Annotated in this window: 16 protein-coding genes and 4 tRNA genes; 9 read left to right on the top strand and 11 right to left on the bottom strand. The window is 70.2% G+C overall.

Annotated features, from left to right (window positions below; genetic code table 11):
• Positions 1-51: 51 nt before the first annotated feature.
• Positions 52-1,185: a DUF4185 domain-containing protein gene (locus ACZ4MF_RS03995; protein WP_467489567.1), complete on the bottom strand. Its 1,134-nt coding sequence runs from the start codon at positions 1,183-1,185 to the stop codon at positions 52-54.
• A gap of 142 nt (positions 1,186-1,327) precedes the next feature.
• On the opposite strand from ACZ4MF_RS03995, the gene ACZ4MF_RS03990 reads away from it, so the two are divergent.
• The 4 genes from ACZ4MF_RS03990 (at position 1,328) to purM (ending at position 5,487) form a co-directional block, all read left to right on the top strand.
• Entirely contained in the window at positions 1,328-2,125 is a 798-nt protein-coding gene (locus ACZ4MF_RS03990; RefSeq protein ID WP_467489565.1) for a maleylpyruvate isomerase family mycothiol-dependent enzyme, read from the top strand.
• A 56-nt stretch (positions 2,126-2,181) separates the two neighbouring features.
• Positions 2,182-2,685, top strand: coding sequence for an META domain-containing protein (locus tag ACZ4MF_RS03985; RefSeq protein WP_467489563.1), 504 nt, complete (start codon positions 2,182-2,184; stop codon positions 2,683-2,685).
• Between the two features lie 159 nt (positions 2,686-2,844).
• A complete protein-coding gene (purF, locus tag ACZ4MF_RS03980) occupies positions 2,845-4,374 on the top strand; it encodes an amidophosphoribosyltransferase (protein ID WP_467489561.1) in 1,530 nt (509 codons plus the stop codon).
• A 42-nt stretch (positions 4,375-4,416) separates the two neighbouring features.
• On the top strand, positions 4,417-5,487 hold the full coding sequence (gene purM, locus ACZ4MF_RS03975) for a phosphoribosylformylglycinamidine cyclo-ligase (RefSeq protein WP_467489559.1): 1,071 nt from the start codon (positions 4,417-4,419) through the stop codon (positions 5,485-5,487).
• A gap of 89 nt (positions 5,488-5,576) precedes the next feature.
• Here the strand turns inward: purM and ACZ4MF_RS03970 are convergent, their stop codons facing one another.
• Positions 5,577-5,834: a DUF3073 domain-containing protein gene (locus ACZ4MF_RS03970; RefSeq protein WP_023548946.1), complete on the bottom strand. Its 258-nt coding sequence runs from the start codon at positions 5,832-5,834 to the stop codon at positions 5,577-5,579.
• A 291-nt stretch (positions 5,835-6,125) separates the two neighbouring features.
• Positions 6,126-7,253: a Leu/Phe/Val dehydrogenase gene (locus ACZ4MF_RS03965; protein WP_467489557.1), complete on the bottom strand. Its 1,128-nt coding sequence runs from the start codon at positions 7,251-7,253 to the stop codon at positions 6,126-6,128.
• A 191-nt stretch (positions 7,254-7,444) separates the two neighbouring features.
• On the opposite strand from ACZ4MF_RS03965, the gene ACZ4MF_RS03960 reads away from it, so the two are divergent.
• Complete coding sequence (locus ACZ4MF_RS03960) at positions 7,445-8,287, top strand: DUF8083 family protein (protein WP_467489555.1); 843 nt, start codon at positions 7,445-7,447, stop codon at positions 8,285-8,287.
• A 542-nt stretch (positions 8,288-8,829) separates the two neighbouring features.
• Positions 8,830-9,036 carry a developmental transcriptional regulator BldC gene (gene bldC, locus ACZ4MF_RS03955; RefSeq protein ID WP_003949541.1) on the top strand — a complete coding sequence of 69 codons (207 nt, stop codon included), beginning with the start codon at positions 8,830-8,832 and terminating at the stop codon, positions 9,034-9,036.
• Positions 9,037-9,497: 461 nt separating this feature from the next.
• Here bldC and ACZ4MF_RS03950 read toward each other — a convergent pair whose 3' ends face one another.
• The 8 genes from ACZ4MF_RS03950 to ACZ4MF_RS03915 form a co-directional block, all read right to left on the bottom strand.
• Positions 9,498-9,740: a DUF6274 family protein gene (locus ACZ4MF_RS03950; RefSeq protein ID WP_467489553.1), complete on the bottom strand. Its 243-nt coding sequence runs from the start codon at positions 9,738-9,740 to the stop codon at positions 9,498-9,500.
• Positions 9,741-9,984: 244 nt separating this feature from the next.
• Positions 9,985-10,059 (bottom strand) — tRNA-Asp (locus tag ACZ4MF_RS03945).
• Positions 10,060-10,156: 97 nt separating this feature from the next.
• Complete coding sequence (gene hrpA, locus ACZ4MF_RS03940; protein WP_467489551.1) at positions 10,157-14,101, bottom strand: ATP-dependent RNA helicase HrpA; 3,945 nt, start codon at positions 14,099-14,101, stop codon at positions 10,157-10,159.
• A gap of 57 nt (positions 14,102-14,158) precedes the next feature.
• Positions 14,159-14,473: a hypothetical protein gene (locus ACZ4MF_RS03935; protein WP_467489549.1), complete on the bottom strand. Its 315-nt coding sequence runs from the start codon at positions 14,471-14,473 to the stop codon at positions 14,159-14,161.
• A 55-nt stretch (positions 14,474-14,528) separates the two neighbouring features.
• Positions 14,529-14,602, bottom strand: a tRNA-Phe gene (locus tag ACZ4MF_RS03930).
• 24 nt (positions 14,603-14,626) lie between these two features.
• A tRNA-Asp gene (locus ACZ4MF_RS03925) sits at positions 14,627-14,701 on the bottom strand.
• Positions 14,702-14,739: 38 nt separating this feature from the next.
• Positions 14,740-14,812: transfer RNA gene (locus tag ACZ4MF_RS03920), tRNA-Glu, on the bottom strand.
• Between the two features lie 80 nt (positions 14,813-14,892).
• Complete coding sequence (locus ACZ4MF_RS03915; protein WP_467489547.1) at positions 14,893-16,455, bottom strand: metallophosphoesterase family protein; 1,563 nt, start codon at positions 16,453-16,455, stop codon at positions 14,893-14,895.
• Positions 16,456-16,559: 104 nt separating this feature from the next.
• Between ACZ4MF_RS03915 and ACZ4MF_RS03910 the strand changes: the two genes are divergently transcribed.
• The 3 genes from ACZ4MF_RS03910 to ACZ4MF_RS03900 all read left to right on the top strand — a co-directional run.
• Positions 16,560-16,910, top strand: a complete 351-nt coding sequence (locus ACZ4MF_RS03910) for a metallopeptidase family protein (protein ID WP_071374788.1) — start codon at positions 16,560-16,562, stop codon at positions 16,908-16,910.
• A 92-nt stretch (positions 16,911-17,002) separates the two neighbouring features.
• Complete coding sequence (locus tag ACZ4MF_RS03905; RefSeq protein ID WP_467489544.1) at positions 17,003-17,536, top strand: hypothetical protein; 534 nt, start codon at positions 17,003-17,005, stop codon at positions 17,534-17,536.
• Positions 17,537-17,762: 226 nt separating this feature from the next.
• Positions 17,763-19,619 (top strand): DEAD/DEAH box helicase (locus ACZ4MF_RS03900; RefSeq protein WP_467489542.1); only part of this gene is annotated, 1,857 nt, incomplete at its 3' end.

Here is a 19,619-nt window from a genome sequence, read left to right as displayed (position 1 = left end):
GCCCGGCTCCCCTGCGACCGGGCCCGGACGGGCGTGCTCACGCGGGGGTGTTCACGCGGGGATGCCGTCGAACTGCCGCACCCAGTAGGGCGGGGCGTTCTGCGTGCCGTTCCACTGCGACACGATCAGCGTCAGCGAGTTCGCGCCCGCGCTGCCGGGATGGATGTAGCCGCCGTAGAGGTTCGGCACCTGCAGGCCGGTGATCCGAGGGACCGGCACGCTCCACGGGGCGTCCGGGCGGGACGCGTTGCGCGTGAAGATCGTGCCCAGGACCACGTCGAAGTAGCTCATGCAGTACGTGTCGCCGATCCGCTTGACCGAGAACTCACCGGTGTTGTTCCCGGAGAGGATCACCGAGGGCGGGGTCGAGGCGTCGGTCCAGGTCCAGGAGCCGTTCACGTAGGCCCAGTTCTGCTGCAGGTCGAAGCGGCCCGCGCGGAAGTCGTCGGGGCGGTACCGGAACAGCTGGATCGCCCCGCCGTCGGCCGAGTTCCTGTGCGTGCCGTTCCAGCGCTTGGAGTAGATGTACAGCCAGCCGTCGGGGGCGACGCCCGCGAACGACCACATGCCGTACATGTTCTGGTTGACGCCCCGGTGGTCGCCGTCCCAGTGGTAGTCGTAGTCGGTCCAGGTCACGCCGTAGTCGTCGGAGTAGGCGACCCCCGACATCAGGGAGCCGTCGTGTCCGTCCACCCACGGCGGGTCGTCCGGACCGCCCCAGGTGTAGACCGAGGTGTACTGGAGGTAGGTGCGGCCGCCGAACTCGATGCAGTCGTTGGGGATCCGGCTGATCTCGAAGCCGTACCCGTTGTCCGCGCGGTGCGTGTAGTCGAACAGCTGGCCCGCCCGGCCGCCGGTCGGCATGGCCCAGGTGAAGGAGACCGGGGCGGCGCCGGAGGCGTCGAAGCGGTCCTGGTTCAGGATCACCGGGGAGCCGATGTACTCGCCGGTCTGCTGGATGCCGCGCCACGAGTCGCCGAAGACGTAGCCCCAGGTGTCGTCGTGTTCCCGGTGGTACGGGATGCAGAGGTCACCGGAGCCGAGTCCCTGCCCGCTCGCCGAGTCACCGGGGTTGTCGCACAGTGGGGTGCCGTTCTGCCCGGCGGCAGCGGCCGTGGCGGGAGCGGCGGTGACGAGTCCCGTGCCGGACAGGGCGATGCCCATGCCCAGTCCGGCCTTCAGCACGGACCGACGGACTAACCGGGGCGTGGTGGTGAAGCGTGGTGTCATGGCGGCCAGCCTAGAGCCGACTGAAATGTCATTCTAGAAAAACGCTCTAGAAAGAATGTGAATGAATCGTGGGCGGGCACGGCATAGGCTCACCGCCATGCCTCCCGCCCAGAAGCGCGCCCGCACCTACGACTCCGCCAGGACCCGCGCCGCCGTCCTCGGCCAGCTCGGACACGTGCGGGAGGCGGCCCGCGGTCTCGCCCCCGGGCAACTCGCCCTGCCCACCCGGCTCGACGGGTGGACCGTACGGGACCTGATCGCGCACATCGGCATGGCGGCCACCGCCGTGCACCGCGCCCTCGACCACCCGGCCCCGCCCCGGCAGGACGTGACGGTCGTGCAGTGGCCCTTCGCCACCGCGGCCAGTGCCCCCGCCATCGACGCGTTCACCAGGGGCCTCGCCGCCGAACATCCCGACCTCGACGCCTATCTCGCCGATGTCGACGCGTCCTTGCGCACGCTGCTCGCCGAACACCCCGGCAGCCGGCTGCTCGCGACCAACGCGGGCGCGCTGTCTCTGGACGACTACCTCGTCACCCGCGCCGTCGAACTCGTCGTCCACACCGACGACCTCAACGCCGCCGTGCCCGGCCTGGACGTGCCGTACGACCGCCAGGCCCTGGCCGCCGCCACCCGGCTGCTCGCCGACGCCCTCGCCGCGAAGGCGCCCGGCGCCTCCACCGAGGTGCGCGTGCCGCCGTACGCCGTCGTGCAGTGCGTCGAGGGCCCGCGGCACACCCGTGGCACCCCGCCGAACGTCGTGGAGACCGACCCACTGACCTGGATCCGTCTCGCCACCGGCCGCGTGGGCTGGCGGGACGCCCTGGCGGAGGCCGTGGTGAGCGCGAGCGGGGAGCGGGCGGACATCGGGGGTCTGCTGCCGCTGATGTCGTAGCGGAACCGACGCGACCGGTCCGGCGTCGAATCACCATGAACCGGTACAAGCAGCGCATGATCCTGACCGCCGCCGCCGCGCTCGTCCCGCTCACGGTGGCCTGCGGCGCCGGAAAGGCGGACAGTGATGCGGTGAGTTCCCAGCAGCCGGGCCCTCAGCAGCCGAGTTCCCGGCAGCCGACGTCCCGGCAGTCTCGGCCGCCGATGTCCCGGCAGCCGGTCACCGGGGTCGACTGGCGGGTCGACTCCCTCACCGTCGGCGGCAGGACCCGGTCCGCGCCCGCCGCCGCCCGGCTGCGCATCGACGCGGACGGCCGGGCCGCGGGCAACCTCGGCTGCAACCGGTTCAGCGCCCGGGCCACCGTGCAGGGCGACCGGATCACCCTCGGCGGCCTGCGCACGACCCGGATGGCCTGCACCCCGGACCGCATGGAGTTCGAGCGCGCCCTGGCCGGCGCCCTCACCACCGGCACGCTCGTCGCCAGGGCCGATGACGGGAGCCTCACGCTCACCGACGGCAACGGCGACCTCATCCGCCTCAGCCGTCACGCCCTCGGATGATGTGCGACACCTCACTCGCGCATACGGCAAAAGCGGCCGACGTTCCCTCGCTGACCTGCGTAAATCAGAAAACCGACAAGGCGATAGGTGCACCGTGACCCGTTACGGTCGCGTATCCCCAATTCGGACCAGTGGTCGACCTCGCCTACACTCGGTGCCGTGCCACGTGGTGACGGTCGACTCAATCACGATCTGCTTCCCGGCGAGAAGGGCCCCCAGGACGCTTGCGGCGTCTTCGGTGTCTGGGCTCCGGGCGAAGAGGTCGCAAAGCTCACGTACTTCGGGCTCTACGCCCTCCAGCACCGGGGTCAGGAATCCGCGGGAATCGCGGTCAGCAACGGCTCCCAGATCCTCGTCTTCAAGGACATGGGCCTCGTCTCCCAGGTCTTCGACGAAACCTCGCTCGGTTCGCTCCAGGGTCATATCGCGGTCGGACACGCCCGCTACTCGACCACCGGCGCGTCCGTGTGGGAGAACGCCCAGCCGACGTTCCGTGCCACCGCGCACGGCTCCATCGCGCTCGGCCACAACGGCAACCTGGTCAACACGGCGCAGCTCGCCGAGATGGTCGCCGAGCTGCCGAACGACAACAACAGCCGCTCCACCCGGGTCGCGGCCACCAACGACACCGACCTGCTGACGGCGCTGCTCGCCGCCCAGGTCGACGAGGACGGCAAGCCGCTGACCATCGAGGAGGCCGCCCACGCGGTGCTCCCGAAGGTGCGCGGTGCCTTCTCCCTCGTCTTCATGGACGAGGGCACCCTCTACGCCGCCCGCGACCCGCAGGGCATCCGCCCGCTGGTCCTCGGCCGGCTGGAGCGCGGCTGGGTGGTCGCCTCGGAGACCGCCGCCCTCGACATCACCGGCGCGAGCTTCGTGCGGGAGATCGAGCCGGGCGAGTTCGTCGCCATCGACGAGAACGGTCTGCGCGCCTCACGCTTCGCGGAAGCAAAGCCCAAGGGCTGTGTCTTCGAGTACGTGTACCTGGCCCGCCCGGACACGGACATCGCCGGCCGGAACGTGTACCTCTCCCGCGTGGAGATGGGACGCCGGCTCGCCAAGGAAGCGCCCGTCGAGGCCGACCTCGTCATAGCGACCCCGGAGTCCGGCACCCCGGCCGCCGTCGGCTACGCGGAGGCCTCCGGCATCCCCTTCGGCAACGGCCTGGTGAAGAACGCCTACGTCGGCCGGACCTTCATCCAGCCCTCGCAGACCATCCGCCAGCTGGGCATCCGCCTGAAGCTGAACCCGCTGAAGGAAGTCATCAAGGGCAAGCGGCTGGTCGTCGTCGACGACTCGATCGTGCGCGGCAACACCCAGCGCGCCCTGGTCCGCATGCTCCGCGAGGCCGGCGCCGCCGAGGTCCACATCCGGATCTCCTCGCCGCCCGTGAAGTGGCCCTGCTTCTTCGGCATCGACTTCGCCACGCGCGCGGAGCTGATCGCCAACGGGATGACCATCGAGGAGATCGGCACCAGCCTCGGCGCCGACTCGCTCGCGTACATCTCCATCGACGGCATGATCGAGGCGACCACCATCGCCAAGCCGAACCTGTGCCGCGCCTGCTTCGACGGCGAGTACCCGATGGAGCTGCCGGACCCCGAGCTGCTCGGCAAGCAGCTCCTGGAGACCGAGCTGGCCGCCGGGCCCGCCGCCACGGCCGCGGCCGACGCGATCCGTCGTCCGTAAGCCCGTCATCAGCCCCGTCATCAACCCGAAAGATCCCAGGCAATGTCTGAGAGCCAGTCCGGTGCTTCCTACGCGGCTGCCGGTGTCGACATCGAGGCGGGCGACCGCGCCGTCGAGCTGATGAAGGAGTGGGTGAAGAAGACGCAGCGCCCCGAGGTCCTCGGCGGCCTCGGCGGCTTCGCCGGCCTCTTCGACGCCTCCGCCCTCAAGCGCTACGAGCGCCCCCTGCTCGCCTCCGCCACGGACGGCGTCGGCACGAAGGTCGACATCGCGCGCCGGCTGGGCGTCTACGACACCATCGGCCACGACCTGGTCGCCATGGTCATGGACGACATCGTGGTGTGCGGTGCCGAGCCGCTGTTCATGACGGACTACATCTGCGTCGGCAAGGTCCACCCCGAGCGCGTCGCGGCCATCGTGAAGGGCATCGCGGAGGGCTGTGTGCTCGCCGGGTGCGCCCTGGTGGGCGGCGAGACGGCCGAACACCCGGGGCTGCTGGGCGCGGACGACTTCGACGTCGCCGGCGCCGGTACGGGTGTGGTGGAGGCCGACCGGCTGCTCGGCGCGGATCGCATCCGTACCGGTGACGCGGTGATCGCCATGGCGTCCTCCGGGCTTCACTCGAACGGGTACTCCCTGGTCCGCCACGTTCTGCTGGACCGCGCCGGTCTCGCCCTGGAGGCGGAGGTCGCCGAGCTCGGCCGCACCCTCGGCGAGGAGCTGCTGGAGCCCACGAAGATCTACTCGCTGGACTGCCTGGCCCTGCTGCGCACCACCGAGGTGCACGCGTTCTCGCACATCACCGGCGGCGGTCTCGCGGCCAACCTGGCCCGCGTGATCCCTGACCACCTGCACGCCACGGTCGACCGCTCCACCTGGACCCCGGGCGCGATCTTCGACCTCGTCGGGCGCACCGGCAATGTCGAACGCCTGGAGCTGGAGAAGACCCTCAACATGGGCGTCGGCATGATGGCGATCGTCCCGCAGGAGTCCACCGAGGTGGCCCTCGCGACCCTGGCCGACCGCGGGGTCGACGCCTGGGTGGCCGGCGAGATCACCGAGCGCGGCGCGAGGACGGCCGGCGCCGAGCTGGTCGGGGACTACTCCGCCTGATCCTGACCGGATCCGGCGGGCGGTGACCGTGCGGACAGCACAGAAACCGGTCGGTGGCTCTGCCACCGACCGGACTGGTCACTGCAAGGTCAAGCGCCGCGACGGTGCTGTTGGTGAGGATCCTTGTCGTCCTCTTCCTCGTCGTCGTCCTCGTAGAGGTCCGCGTAACGAGAGTAGAGATCGTCCTCGTCGTTCTCATCGTCCTCGAACGGCTCGCCGTTCGGCGGCTGGCTCGAAGTCGATGCGCCCAGTTCACTGGCCAGACGTGACAGATCAGTCCCACCGCTGTTGTACTTCAGCTGGCGGGCGACCTTTGTCTGCTTGGCCTTGGCCCGGCCGCGCCCCATGGCTCGACCCCCTCGGTGACAGGGGCTCGACGGCCCCAGAGTCTGACACGCGTTCATGATCTGGAACGGACTCTCAGTAGAGAGGCCGGTCCGTAGGGCTTCCACGGTACCTGAGCCCGCGCCCATACGGTACGTCGCCCGCACCACGCGCGTGTGCACAGGACCTTCGAGGCGCCCTGTCCTCGCTGGTCAGTGGCGATTTTAACCACTTATCGGGGAACGACCCGCCGGGGGAAGTGAGAGTTCTCTCCAAGTTCCCGCCGACGGGTACCGCTCATGTGTGCGAACGAGTCAGTGTGCGACGTGTCCCGCGCGGGCCTCGGCCATCCGGTGCTCGGCGATACGGTCGGCCGCGGCGGCCGGCGGAATGCCATCAGCCTTCGCACGTGCGAATATGGCCAGCGTGGTGTCGAAGATCTTCGACGCCTTCGCCTTGCACCGGTCGAAGTCGAACCCGTGCAGTTCGTCGGCGACCTGGATGACCCCGCCGGCGTTCACCACGTAGTCCGGGGCGTAGAGGATCCCGCGGTCCGCGAGGTCCTTCTCCACACCCGGGTGCGCGAGCTGGTTGTTGGCCGCGCCGCACACCACCTTCGCGGTGAGCACGGGGACGGAGGCGTCGTTCAGGGCGCCGCCGAGCGCGCAGGGGGCGTAGACGTCCAGCCCCTCCGCCCGGATCAGCTCCTCGGTGTCCGCGACGGCCGACACGCCCTCGGGGTACTGGTCGAGGATCCGCTGGACGGCGTCCGCGCGCACGTCCGTGATCACGACCTCGGCGCCCTCGTTCCGCAGGTGCTGGACCAGGTGGTGGCCGACCTTGCCGACGCCGGCGACGCCGACCTTGCGGCCGCGCAGCGAGGGGTCGCCCCACAGGTGCTGCGCGGAGGCACGCATGCCCTGGTAGACGCCGAAGGCGGTGAGCACGGAGGAGTCGCCGGCGCCGCCGTTCTCGGGGGAGCGGCCGGTGGTCCAGGCGCACTCACGGGCCACGACGTCCATGTCGGCGACGTACGTGCCGACGTCGCACGCGGTGACGTAGCGCCCGCCGAGCGAGGCGACCATGCGGCCGTAGGCGAGGAGCAGCTCCTCGGTCTTGTCGCGCTCCGGGTGGCCGATGATCACGGCCTTGCCCCCGCCGTGGTCGAGGCCGGCCATGGCGTTCTTGTACGACATGCCGCGCGCGAGGTTGAGGGCGTCGGCGACGGCCTCGGCCTCGGTGGCGTAGGGGTAGAAGCGCGTCCCGCCGAGGGCCGGACCCAGGGCGGTGGAGTGGATGGCGATCACGGCCTTGAGGCCGCTGGCGCGGTCCTGGCAGAGCACGACCTGCTCATGGCCGCCCTGGTCCGAGTGGAACAGGGTGTGCAGGACATCAGCAGACGCGCCGGTTACGTCGGTCACTGTGGTGACTCCTGTGTACATAGCGGCGAGTGGGGCGGAACCCCGTACAGGTGGCGGGGCGCCGTGCCCTGAGCGTAGAGCTTCGGTACGACCACCATCTGCGCAGTGTTCAGGATCACTCTCGCGGGCCTCTCGTGCACGCATGTCCGTGGGACGATTTGCAGTGGTTTTGCAGCGGTTTTCGAGCCGGGCCCGGTGGGGAGGGAGCAGGCGTGCCGAAGGTGTCCTCCGTGGTCGTCCCCTATGCCGCGTACCTGCGCGTGTACGAGCCGCTGGGCGCCTTCCCGGAGCCGGAGCGCGGCCACTGGGCCCGCTACGCCCGCCGCCCCGACCGCCCCTCGTACCAGGACGAACTGCGGCGCTCCCTCGCCGACTTGCTGCCCACGCCGCCGGTCGCGGTGCCGGTGCACGAGAGCAGCGACGCCTTCGTGCTGGAGGTCGACGGGGTGGTCTGCGTGTGTCCCTGGCGCACCCGGCTGCGCGGCTGGCAGGCGCTCGGCGAGCTGGCGGACGAACTGCCCGCGCCGGTGCTGGACGCGGTGCTGCCGCCCCTGGTGCGCCACCAGGCCGCCCAGGACTACGAGCGCTGGCTCGCCCGCAACCCCGACGCCCGGCCGTGGATCCGCACGGCGACCTGGCAGGTGCCGCTGAACTGGTTCGTGCTGGTCTCCGACGAGGAGCGGCGCTACGAGAAGGGCACCGCCGACGTGCCCCCGCTACTGCGCTACCGCACACCGATGGTGCAGTCCCGGCGCCGGGTGGCGCGGGCGCTGCGCACGCTGAAGGACACCGTCGAGGAGGGCCCGCTGATCGACGGCCTGGTGGACGTCGGCCGCTGGCTGGAGGAGTTCCACCCGCGCTCGGTGGTGGAGCTGGACTACGGCGGCCTCGTGCACGTCCTGCCGGCGGGGGAGCTGGAGGGCGATCACTCGGCGGCGGACGTGGCCGACGGCATCGAGGCGCTGCGCCGGGGCGACGGGACGGCGGCCGGCGAGGCGTACGCGCGGCTCGTGGAACGCTGGCGCTCGGTACGGGACCGGCGCTCCGCGAACTGAGGAGCCGGACGGGTGACGCACGTCACGCTCCACAACACCCCCGAACGGCATACGGTCTACCGAACTTGACCAGGTGACGGGATGTTGGTCCCGATCCGGGCGTTTGTGTCAAGGATGACTGAAGCGTGATGGACCGCACGTACAGGGCCCTTGCGTCTCTTGCCCCTCCTCATGCCAAAATAGGACAAGGGGCCCGGGGAAGGCTCCTTCCGCCCAACTGTGCTCCATTATGGGTGGATTCTCCGCATTGCACGCTTTGGGGGGTCTGGTGACTCCTGATCGTCCTGTGACTGATCGTCACAGTGGCGTGACTGTCCGCTATGGCATGGTCCATCGGCTTCCGTCGCTGATGAACACCTGGGAGGGCAATTCCATCGGTTTGGCCGACGCGGCTGGACAGATGGTGTAGTTGTAGTGCCGAGGACAAGCCGTTCGTCCTATAACCGACTCGACTCGCGTCCACCATTTCGGGCAACGCGGGTCAAGGTGCAGAATTTAGAGGAAAGAACCGAGAAGGTTCGGTTCTCCCGAGGAGGCCGCTCATGACCGCTCGCACCCCTGATGCCGAGCCGCTGCTGACCCCGGCTGAGGTCGCCACCATGTTCCGTGTCGACCCCAAGACGGTCACGCGGTGGGCGAAGGCCGGCAAGCTCACTTCGATCCGTACGCTCGGCGGGCACCGCCGCTACCGCGAGGCCGAGGTCCGCGCTCTGCTCGCGGGCATCCCGCAGCAGCGCAGCGAGGCCTGAACAACTGCATAACCGGGCAGAACGGCAGGTCCCCCAACATGCCGAGGCGCCCGGAACAGTAGCTCCAAGCGACGCGGGATCTGCCCCAACAGACCCCACGCCCAAGCCGAACAGACCGTTGTTGGCAGCGACACAGGGTGCGTCGTAGATCGCGCTGGACTCCGCCGGGTCCAGCGCGATCTTTTTTGTGCGCTGGCCGGAGCTCCGGGGGCGGTCCTGTGAGCGGCCTTGTCGGAGTCTGGGGAGGGCTGTCGGAACCGCTGTGCAGGACCTCGGGGACAGGTGCAATTGCACATATTAAATTGACCTGTTGTAGGTCAGGGGTAAGTACCGCCCTTTTGAAAACTCATGCGGTGACTCCCGTCACACGCCCGGGTAGTTGTTGCCGATGGCGTGTGTGCGCTATTGGAACGTCGTGCTCCAGCGTCCCACGCGCGGTGGGGTGTTGGGACCGGCGTCGGTCACGCGAGCCGAGGACTTTCGTCCCGGACCCCCTCAAGATCCTCGACACCGTCGGCACCGTCGATGTCCTCGTCGGCGACGTCCCCGTCCTCGGCCTCCTGTCCCCGCGAGCCGGCGTCCATCGCCAGCCGCAGGAGGTGATGGCAGACGGGACAGTGGCGGGTGAGGTGCCGGTAGGGCGACGCGGCCGCCAGATGCGCCCTCAACAGCGCCCGCGTCTCGTGCCTGGCCGATGCCCCCATACCCACCTCCAGGGGCCACAGCGGGAAAGCAGGCCCTGTCTTCTGGGTACCGAGGGAATGTGACGCCGTCAAGGGAACGGGCGGAACGGACACCGGCGGCCGCAACAGAAGCAGGGCCCCTCTCGGGCCCTTCGCGGCGCGCTCCTGATGGGATGTGCTGCGTCTGATCGCGACTGCCGCCGCGGGCGCGGACCCCCGCATGCCGAAGGCCCCCGTCCGAGCGGGACGGGGGCCTTCCTTGATGCGGTCCTGACGGGATTTGAACCCGCGGCCTCCACCTTGACAGGGTGGCGAGCACTCCAAACTGCTCCACAGGACCAGGTTTCGCGGCGCCTTGCTCAGTGCGTTGCGCTGCGAGATGAGACTGTACAGGAGGCGGGGCCGCCTGGTCGAACTCACCCCCTGTACACGTGCGACTACGCCACGATCGCGTCGATCGCCTTCACGATCCGCTTGTCGGAGACGGGGTACGCGGTGCCGAGCGCGTGGGCGAAATAGCTGACCCTCAGCTCCTCCAGCATCCAGCGGATGTCCAGGACGGCCTGCGGGACGGGGCGGCCCTTCGGGAGCTGTTCCAGGAGCCAGGCGTACTCGTCCTGCATCTCGTGGACCTTCTCCATGCGCGTGGTGTCCCGCTGGGCGCCCGTCGGCATCTGCTGGAGCCGCCGGTCCGCGGCCACCAGGTAGCGCACCAGGTCGGGCAGGCGGCGTATGCCGGCCCAGGTCACGAAGCCCGGCTTCACGAGGGCGTCCAGCTGTCCGCGGACGTCCGTCAGGTTCGCGAGCAGCGCCGTGCTCCGCACGGCCTTCAGCCGGCGTTCGGTGGCCTGCCAGGCCGCGAGGACCTGCTGCACCTGCGCGACCGTACGGACCGTCGTGTCCACGATCTCCGCGCGGACCTTGTCGTACAGCTTCCGGTACGACGCCTCGTCCCACACCGGCCCGCCGAAGTCCGCGATCAGCTTGTCCGCCGCGGCCGTCGCGCAGTCGTCGAAGAGGGCCTGGACGGAGCCGTGCGGGTTCGCCGACAGGGCGAGCTTCTGGGCGTTCGTCAGCTTGTCCGAGGCGAACTTCGCCGGGTTCACCGGGATGTTCCGCAGGATCAGGCGCCGGGTGCCCTGCCACATGGCCTCCGCCTGCTCGGCCTCCGTGTCGAAGAGCCGTACGGACACCGTGTCGCCGTCGTCCACCAGCGCCGGGTACGCCTTCACCGGCTGGCCGGCCCGGCGGGTCTCGAAGACCCGGGTCAGCGTGCCGATCGTCCAGTCGGTCAGCCCCTTGCGCTCCAGGGACTCCCCGCCCTCGCGGGACGCGGTCGCCGCGGCCGCCTGCGACAGGGCCTTGCGTGCCTTCGGCTTCAGCTGGAGCCTCAGCGTCTCCAGGTCCTTGTCCTCGGCGAGCTTGCGGCGCCGCTCGTCGACGATCCGGAACGTGATCTTCAGATGCTCGGGGACCTTCGACCAGTCGAAGTCCTCCGCCTCGAAGGGGACGCCGACCATGCGCTTCAGCTCGCGCGCCATCGTCACGGTCAGCGGCTCCTGCAAGGGCACGGCCCTCTCCAGGAACGCCCTCGCGTAGTTCGGGGCGGGCACGTAGTTGCGGCGGATCGGCTTCGGCAGGGAGCGGATCAGCTCCGTCACGACCTCCTCGCGCAGGCCGGGGATCTGCCAGTCGAAGCCCTCGTCGGTGACCTGGTTGAGCACCTGGAGCGGGACGTGGACCGTGACGCCGTCGGCGTCCGCGCCCGGTTCGAACTGGTACGTCACCCGGAACTTCAGTTGTCCCTGCCGCCAGGAGTCCGGATAGTCGGCCTTCGTCACCGCCTCCGCCGACTCCCGGATGAGCATCTCCCGCTCGAAGTCCAGGAACTCCGGCTGCTCGTGCCGCTTGTGCTTCCACCAGGAGTCGAAGTGGGCGCCCGACACGACGTGTTCGGGGACGCGCTGGTCGTAGAAGTCGAAGAGCGTGTCGTCGTCGACCACGATGTCCCGGCGCCGCGCCCGGTTCTCCAGCTCGGCGACCTCGCTGAGGAGCCTGCGGTTGTCGGCGAAGAACTTGTGGTGGGTGCGCCAGTCGCCCTCCACGAGAGCGTTGCGGATGAACAGCTCGCGACTCGTCTCCGGGTCGATCCGGCCGTAGTTCACCTTCCGCTGGGCGACGATCGGGACGCCGTACAGCGTGACCTTCTCGTACGCCATCACGGCCGCCTGGTCCTTCTCCCAGTGCGGTTCGCTGTACGTCCGCTTCAGCAGGTGCTCCGCGAGCGGTTCGACCCACTCGGGCTCGATCTTCGCGTTGACCCGGGCCCAGAGCCGGGAGGTCTCCACCAGCTCCGCCGACATCATGAACTTCGGCTGCTTCTTGAACAGCGACGAGCCCGGGAAGATCGCGAACTTGGCGCTGCGGGCGCCCAGGTACTCGTTCTTGTTGCCGTCCTTCACGTCCTTCATCCCGACGTGGGAGAGGAGGCCGGCGAGGAGGGAGATGTGGACGCGGTCGCCGGGGGCGTCCTCCTCGTTGAGGTGGATGCCCATCTGCTTGGCGACCGTCCGCAACTGGAGGTAGATGTCCTGCCACTCGCGGATGCGCAGGAAGTTCAGGTACTCCTGCTTGCACATGCGCCGGAAGGAGCTGGAGCCGCGTTCCTTCTGCTGCTCGCGGACGTACCGCCACAGGTTCAGATAGGCGAGGAAGTCGCTGGTCTCGTCCTTGAAGCGGGCGTGCTGCTGGTCTGCCTGGGCCTGCTTGTCGGCCGGGCGCTCGCGCGGGTCCTGGATGGACAGCGCGGCGGCGATGACCATGACCTCGCGGACACAGCCGTTCTTGTCGGCCTCCAGCACCATGCGGGCCAGGCGCGGGTCGACCGGCAGCTGGGCCAGCTTGCGGCCGGTGTCGGTGAGCCGCTTGCGGGGGTCCTTCTGGGCCGGGTCCAGCGCGTGCAGCTCCTGGAGCAGCTGGACGCCGTCGCGGATGTTGCGGTGGTCCGGCGGGTCGATGAAGGGGAACTTCTCGATGTCGCCGAGGCCCGCGGCGGTCATCTGGAGGATGACGGAGGCCAGGTTCGTCCGCAGGATCTCGGCGTCCGTGAACTCCGGCCGGGCGAGGAAGTCGTCCTCGCTGTAGAGCCGGATGCAGATGCCGTCGGACGTACGGCCGCAGCGGCCCTTGCGCTGGTTGGCGCTGGCCTGCGAGACGGGCTCGATGGGCAGCCGCTGGACCTTGGTGCGATGGCTGTAGCGGCTGATCCGGGCGAAGCCGGGGTCGATGACGTACTTGATGCCGGGGACGGTCAGCGAGGTCTCGGCGACGTTGGTCGCGAGAACGATCCTGCGCCCGGTGTGCGGCTGGAACACCCGGTGCTGCTCGGCGTGCGACAGCCGGGCGTACAGCGGCAGGATCTCCGTGAATCTGTACTTCTTCTTCTCCAGCGCGTCCGCCGTGTCCCGGATCTCGCGCTCGCCGGAGAGGAAGACGAGGATGTCGCCCCGGCCCTCGGCCTGGAGTTCCTCGACCGCGTCGCAGATCGCGGTGATCTGGTCCCGGTCGGCGTCCTCGGAGTCGTCCTCCAGCAGCGGCCGGTAGCGCACCTCGACCGGGTACGTCCGCCCGCTGACCTCGATGATCGGCGCGTCGCCGAAGTGCCGCGAGAAGCGCTCGGGGTCGATGGTGGCCGAGGTGATGACGACCTTCAGATCCGGCCGCCTCGGCAGCAGCTGGGCCAGATACCCGAGCAGGAAGTCGATGTTGAGGGACCGCTCGTGGGCCTCGTCGATGATGATCGTGTCGTAGGCGCGCAGCTCGCGGTCGGTCTGGATCTCGGCGAGCAGGATGCCGTCCGTCATCAGCTTGACGAAGGTGGCGTCCGGGCTCACCTGGTCGGTGAAGCGGACCTTCCAGCCGACGGCCTCGCCGAGGGGCGTCCGCAGCTCCTCCGCCACGCGTTCGGCGACGGTCCGGGCGGCGATACGGCGGGGCTGGGTGTGCCCGATCATGCCGCGGACGCCCCGGCCCAGCTCCATACAGATCTTCGGGATCTGCGTGGTCTTGCCGGAGCCGGTCTCACCGGCGACGATGACGACCTGGTGATCACGGATGGCGTCCGCGATCTCGTCCTTCTTCTGGCTGACGGGCAGCTGCTCGGGGTAGGTGACGGCGGGCACACGGGCACGCCGTTCACCGATCCGGGCCTCGGCCTTGTCGACCTCCGCCTCGATCTCGGCGAGGACGGCGGCGCGGGCCTCCGGCTTACGGATCTTGCGCGCGCCCTCGAGCCGCCGGCCGAGCCGGTGCGCGTCACGCAGCGACAGCTCGGTCAGACGGGGGGCGAGGGTGCCGAGGGCGGGGGCGGGATGCGTAGACATACGCGGTCCAGGATCTCACCCCGGCCGAAAATCACGCGAATGATTTGCGTGCGCTGTTCAGGAGCCGCGCTGCGCCGGCGGCGCGGAGGCGGCCGGCGCCGAGGCCTGCGCGGCACTCTGCGCGAGCGACTTCGCCGTGTTGGAGATGGCCTTGATGCCCAGGTAGGCCGTGGTCATGCTGCTCACCGCGGTGAACGCGGCGGTCAGGATGCCGACGATCACCGCCTTGTCCCCGTGGAGCCGCCACACACCCACGGTCGCGACGACGACGATGGCGAGATTGCTGGCGATGATCGCGAGCAGCCCGTACCGCGCCCGGATCCTCTCCAGCTGGTTGTCCGCGGTCATGGCGACGGACTGGTGCTGGCTCATCTCCCCGATCCCCTGACGACGAAGGCCCCGTTCTTCGAACGGGGCCTTCTGGTTGTGGCTGGGGCCGGGGTCGAACCGGCGACCTATCGCTTTTCAGGCGATCGCTCGTACCAACTGAGCTACCCAGCCACGGTGTTTCACGTGAAACACCAGCGGTCCTGACGGGATTTGAACCCGCGGCCTCCACCTTGACAGGGTGGCGAGCACTCCAAACTGCTCCACAGGACCAAGCTTGTGCGTGCAACAGTGTCGCACACGATCTTGCGTGCCCCCAACGGGATTCGAACCCGTGCTACCGCCTTGAAAGGGCGGCGTCCTAGGCCGCTAGACGATGAGGGCTATCGGCCCGCCTGGGCGCTTCTCAGCGCGTCGGGGACGTGAGAAGCATATGGGATGCCGAGGGCTATCGCCAAAACGGTTTACGGCGACGGGGCGGAGGGCGACGGTGTGCCCGTGGCGGAAGGCGCGGCACCGGGCTTGACGGGGGTGGCCAGATGGCGGCTGACCTCGGCCGTCGCCTCGCCCAGCCCGCCCAGCCTGATCGCGTCCCAGGCCTGCAGACGGCGGCTGTCCCGGTCGAAGTAGAGGATCGAGGCCTCGATCGGGGCCGGGTACGCGCCCTCGACCGCGCGCAGCCCGCTGCCGCCCGTGGAGCCCTCCATCCGCAGCCGGGTGCCGTAGGGAAGGATCTCGTCCCCCTCGTGGTGCAGATGGCCGCACAGCACCAGCGGCACCTCGCCGTCCGTCTCGCGGGCCGCCGCCGGCTCGTGGGCGACGGCGACGTCGACCGGGGTGTGCCGGGCCTTCTGGTCGCGCAGGTCGGCGGCCAGCCGGTCGCCGGCCAGCTGCTCGGCCGCGTCGCCGCCGGGCACCGCCGAGCGGTCCGGGGTGAACTGCGGATCGCCGATGCCCGCGAAACGCAGTCCCGCGACCGTCTGCGCGTGCCCGTCGTCCAGGACGTGCACGTTCTTCATGCGCTCCAGGTAGCGCTGGGTGATCCGCGAGTCGTGGTTGCCGCGCACCCAGACGTACGGCACGCCCAGGTCCCTGATCGGGTCCAGGAAACCGTTCTCGGCCGCGATGCCGTGGTCCATCGTGTCGCCGGAGTCGACGATCACGTTCACGTCGTACTGCTCCACCAGCGAGGCGATGATCTTCCAGCTCGCCGGGTTGAGATGGATGTCCGACACGTGCAGGACGCGGATCGTGGAGGGGTCCGGCTGGTAGGCCGGGAGCGTGGAGGTGACGTCGTAGAGCTTCGTCACGTTCGTCACCAGGCGGGCCAGTTCCTTCTGGTAGACGTCGAACTCGGTGACGATGTTGCGCGCGTTGCCGACCACGGACGGTGCCGAGGACAGCAGGCCCGAGTACTTCGGCTCCAGCACCGACCTCGGGTTCCAGGTGGCGTACGCCGACGCGCCCGAGGCGGCGAGCAGCGCCAGGGCCAGTCCGCCGGCCGCGAGGGCCCGGCGCGGGCGGCGGTAGACGGCGAGGCCGAGGGCGGTGGCCCCGGCGACCACGGCGACGCAGGAGCGCACGGCCAGGTCCAGCGTGCCGTGCTCGACGTCCTGGGCGACCTCCTGCTGGAGGCCGGAGATCCGCTCGGGGTGGTCGACCAGGGCCTGGGAGCGCAGCGGGTCGAGCTGGTCGACGTTGACGTCGAGGCGGACCGGGGCGACATGGCTGTCCAGGGTGAGTGCGCCCAGCGGAGAGATGTTGATCTTCGTGCCGCCGCTCAGCGAGGGGCGCAGCGCCATCGTCGTGTTCATCGGGCCGACCGGCGCCCGGACGTTGCCGACGACCAGCAGGCCCAGCCAGGCGCCGAAGAGCACGACGGCGGTGAGCCCGAGTGCGCTCAGCCAGGGGCGACCCGGACGTGCGTCCGGGCGCGGGGCGGGGAGCGTGCGGGTGCCCCTGCGGGCGGGGCGCGGGCGTACGCGGTTCGTCAGCGTGCGGAGGGCTGCGACGGGGACGCGGGCCATTGGTCCCGTATGCCCATGTACGGATGTGGATATGCGGCGTGCGGCTGCGGATGTGCGGCGCCGCGCCACTCTCGTACGAAGCTCTCGTACCGGACAATGACCGTGTGCTGGAGATGACGCGCGAGGAGTTCGAGGAACTGGTCGCCGAGGCGCTCGACCGGATCCCGCCGGAGCTGACGCGGCTCATGGACAACGTGGCGGTGTTCGTGGAGGACGAACCGCCCGCCGGCGACCCCGAGCTGCTCGGCCTGTACGAGGGCACCCCGCTGACCGACCGGGGCGAGTGGTACGCGGGTGTGCTGCCGGACCGGATCACGGTCTACCGGGGGCCGACGCTGCGGATGTGCGCGACGCGCGAGGACGTCGTCGCGGAGACCGAGGTGACCGTGGTGCACGAGATCGCCCATCACTTCGGGATGGACGACGCGCGGCTGCACGCCCTCGGTTACGGCTGAGTGCGGGCCGCGCGTGCGGGGCGCGTGTCCTCTTGTGGGCGGCGGGAGTTGGGGAGGTTGACTCCTTTCCCTTGCCCCCGGAGGTGGCCGCCGTGCGCCCCTTGTACGTACCCGTCCGGCTCGCCGTCACCGTGCTGGCCGTCAGCGCGGCGGCGGCCGGCTGCGTGAACGTGGGTGACGACGCCGGCCGGGCCCGGCCCTCGCACTCGGCCGGGCAGCACGGCGGTGAGGCGCCCGACGGCGGTCCGGTGGACGGTGTCGGCGGCCAGGGACACGGAGGCCCGCGGGCCGACGGCAAGCACGGCAAGGGCGGCGGGGTGAAGCCGGGGGAGTCGCCCAGCGCCTCGGCCACCCCGTCGTCCGGCGCGGCGGGCGCGTCCCCGACCCCCGCACCGTCCGGCAAGCCCGCCAGGCCCGGGAAGACGGTCGCACCCGGGGACCCGGCGCCGACCAAGGCCCCACCGGCCCCGCCGGTCACTTCCGCACCACCCCAGCCCCCGGCCTCCACCCCGCCCGCGGCCACCTCCGAGCCCCCGACGGCCGAGCCGTCCTCCTCGGCGCACGAGGGCACCGGATCGCAGCTGGCCCAGCGTGAGCCCGCCCCTACGGCGGGTGTGCCGGCGTGAGGCTGCGACCGGGTCCCACCTGCGGTTTCAAGGCTCGATTTGCCCTCAGGGGGGATGGGTGCGTATGGTGGTAGATCGTTTGATCCCATTTGCCCGGCGCCATCACAGAGCGCGCCGTGTGGCGCGTACTCTCCCTTGCCGTGGCGGACCGCATTGAGGCGGTCGTGAGCGAATCACGGAGTTGACGGGCGCGTGCCGACGAGACTCCGGAAGGTTTCGCATTCGCATGTCCGTGTCCAGTACTGATCAGTTTGTCGTGTCCGAGAACGAGCTCAGCGAGCTTGAGAACGAACTCGTCGACGAGACGAACGAGATCACCGAGGCCGACGAGGCCGCTGACACCACCCCCCAGACCACCTTCGCCGACCTCGGCCTCCCCGAGGGCATCGTGCGCAAGCTCGCGCAGAACGGCGTGACGACCCCCTTCCCGATCCAGGCCGCGACCATCCCGGACGCCCTGGCCGGCAAGGACATCCTCGGCCGTGGCCGCACCGGCTCCGGCAAGACCCTCTCCTTCGGTCTGCCGACCCTGGCCACGCTGGCCGGCGGCCGCACCCAGAAGCACAAGCCCCGCGCGGTCATCCTCACCCCGACCCGCGAGCTGGCCATGCAGGTCGCCGACGCCCTCCAGCCGTACGGCGACGTCCTCGGCCTGAAGATGAAGGTCGTCTGCGGCGGCACCTCGATGGGCAACCAGATCTACGCCCTGGAGCGCGGCGTCGACATCCTCGTCGCCACCCCGGGCCGGCTGCGCGACATCATCAACCGCGGCGCCTGCTCGCTGGAGGACACCCAGATCGCCGTCCTCGACGAGGCCGACCAGATGTCCGACCTGGGCTTCCTGCCCGAGGTCACCGAGCTGCTCGACCAGGTCCCGGCCGGCGGCCAGCGCATGCTCTTCTCCGCCACGATGGAGAACGAGATCCAGACCCTCGTCGACCGCTACCTGAACAACCCCGTCTCCCACGAGGTGGACGCGGCCCAGGGCGCGGTGACGACCATGTCCCACCACATCCTCATCGTGAAGCCCAAGGACAAGGCACCGGTCACCGCCGCCATCGCCTCCCGCAAGGGCCGCACGATCATCTTCGTCCGCACCCAGCTGGGCGCCGACCGCGTCGCCGAGCAGCTGCGCGAGGCGGGCGCGAAGGCCGACGCGCTGCACGGCGGCATGACCCAGGGCGCGCGCACCCGCACCCTGGCCGACTTCAAGGACGGCTACGTCAACGTCCTGGTCGCCACCGACGTCGCCGCCCGCGGCATCCACGTCGACGGCATCGACCTGGTCCTGAACGTGGACCCGGCCGGCGACCACAAGGACTACCTGCACCGCGCCGGCCGCACCGCTCGCGCGGGCCGCACGGGCACGGTCGTCTCCCTGTCCCTGCCGCACCAGCGCCGTCAGATCTTCCGGCTGATGGAGGACGCCGGCGTCGACGCCGCGCGCCACATCATCCAGGGGGCCGGCGCCTTCGACCCGGAGGTCGCCGAGATCACCGGCGCCCGCTCCATGACCGAGGTCCAGGCCGAGTCCGCGAACAACGCCGCGCAGCAGGCCGAGCGCGAGGTCGCCCAGCTCACCAAGCAGCTGGAGCGCGCCCAGCGCCGCGCGGCCGAGCTGCGCGAGGAGTCCGACCGACTGGTCGCCCGGGTCGCCCGCGAGCGCGGCGAGGACCCGGAGGCCGCGGTGGCCGAGGCCCAGGCGACGGCCGCGGAGGAGCTCGCGGTCGCCGAGGCGCAGGCCGCTGCCGCCGCCGAGCAGCGGGCCGAGCGCGAGGAGCGCCCGGCGGCCTCGGCGCCGTACGAGCGCCGGGAGCGGCGCAGCTTCGACCGGGACCGTGACGAGCGTCGTGACGACCGTGGTGGCCGTGGTTTCGAGCGTCGTGACGACCGGCGTCCGTTCGACCGGGACCGCAACGACCGCAACGACCGCAACGACCGTGACCGGGGCTTCGACCGGGGCGGCGACCGTGGTGGCCGTTCCTTCGAGCGTCGTGACGACCGTGGTGGCCGTGGTTTCGAGCGTCGTGACGACCGGCGTCCGTTCGACCGGGACCGCAACGACCGCAACGACCGCAACGAC

The sequence above is a fragment of the Streptomyces sp. NPDC025793 genome, assembly GCF_055558375.1.
The sequence above is the reverse complement of the archived record's forward strand: the minus strand, read 5'-3'. Positions and strand labels throughout refer to the sequence as shown.

Coding starts and splice junctions, on each gene's coding strand:
- purM (WP_467489559.1), top strand. CDS start 4,417: ATGTCTGAGAGCCAGTCCGGTGCTTCCTACGCGGCTGCCGGTGTCGAC.
- ACZ4MF_RS03965 (WP_467489557.1), bottom strand. CDS start 7,253: ATGTACACAGGAGTCACCACAGTGACCGACGTAACCGGCGCGTCTGCT.
- hrpA (WP_467489551.1), bottom strand. CDS start 14,101: ATGTCTACGCATCCCGCCCCCGCCCTCGGCACCCTCGCCCCCCGTCTG.
- ACZ4MF_RS03990 (WP_467489565.1), top strand. CDS start 1,328: ATGCCTCCCGCCCAGAAGCGCGCCCGCACCTACGACTCCGCCAGGACC.
- ACZ4MF_RS03935 (WP_467489549.1), bottom strand. CDS start 14,473: ATGAGCCAGCACCAGTCCGTCGCCATGACCGCGGACAACCAGCTGGAG.
- ACZ4MF_RS03985 (WP_467489563.1), top strand. CDS start 2,182: ATGATCCTGACCGCCGCCGCCGCGCTCGTCCCGCTCACGGTGGCCTGC.
- ACZ4MF_RS03915 (WP_467489547.1), bottom strand. CDS start 16,455: ATGGCCCGCGTCCCCGTCGCAGCCCTCCGCACGCTGACGAACCGCGTA.
- ACZ4MF_RS03970 (WP_023548946.1), bottom strand. CDS start 5,834: ATGGGGCGCGGCCGGGCCAAGGCCAAGCAGACAAAGGTCGCCCGCCAG.
- bldC (WP_003949541.1), top strand. CDS start 8,830: ATGACCGCTCGCACCCCTGATGCCGAGCCGCTGCTGACCCCGGCTGAG.
- ACZ4MF_RS03950 (WP_467489553.1), bottom strand. CDS start 9,740: ATGGGGGCATCGGCCAGGCACGAGACGCGGGCGCTGTTGAGGGCGCAT.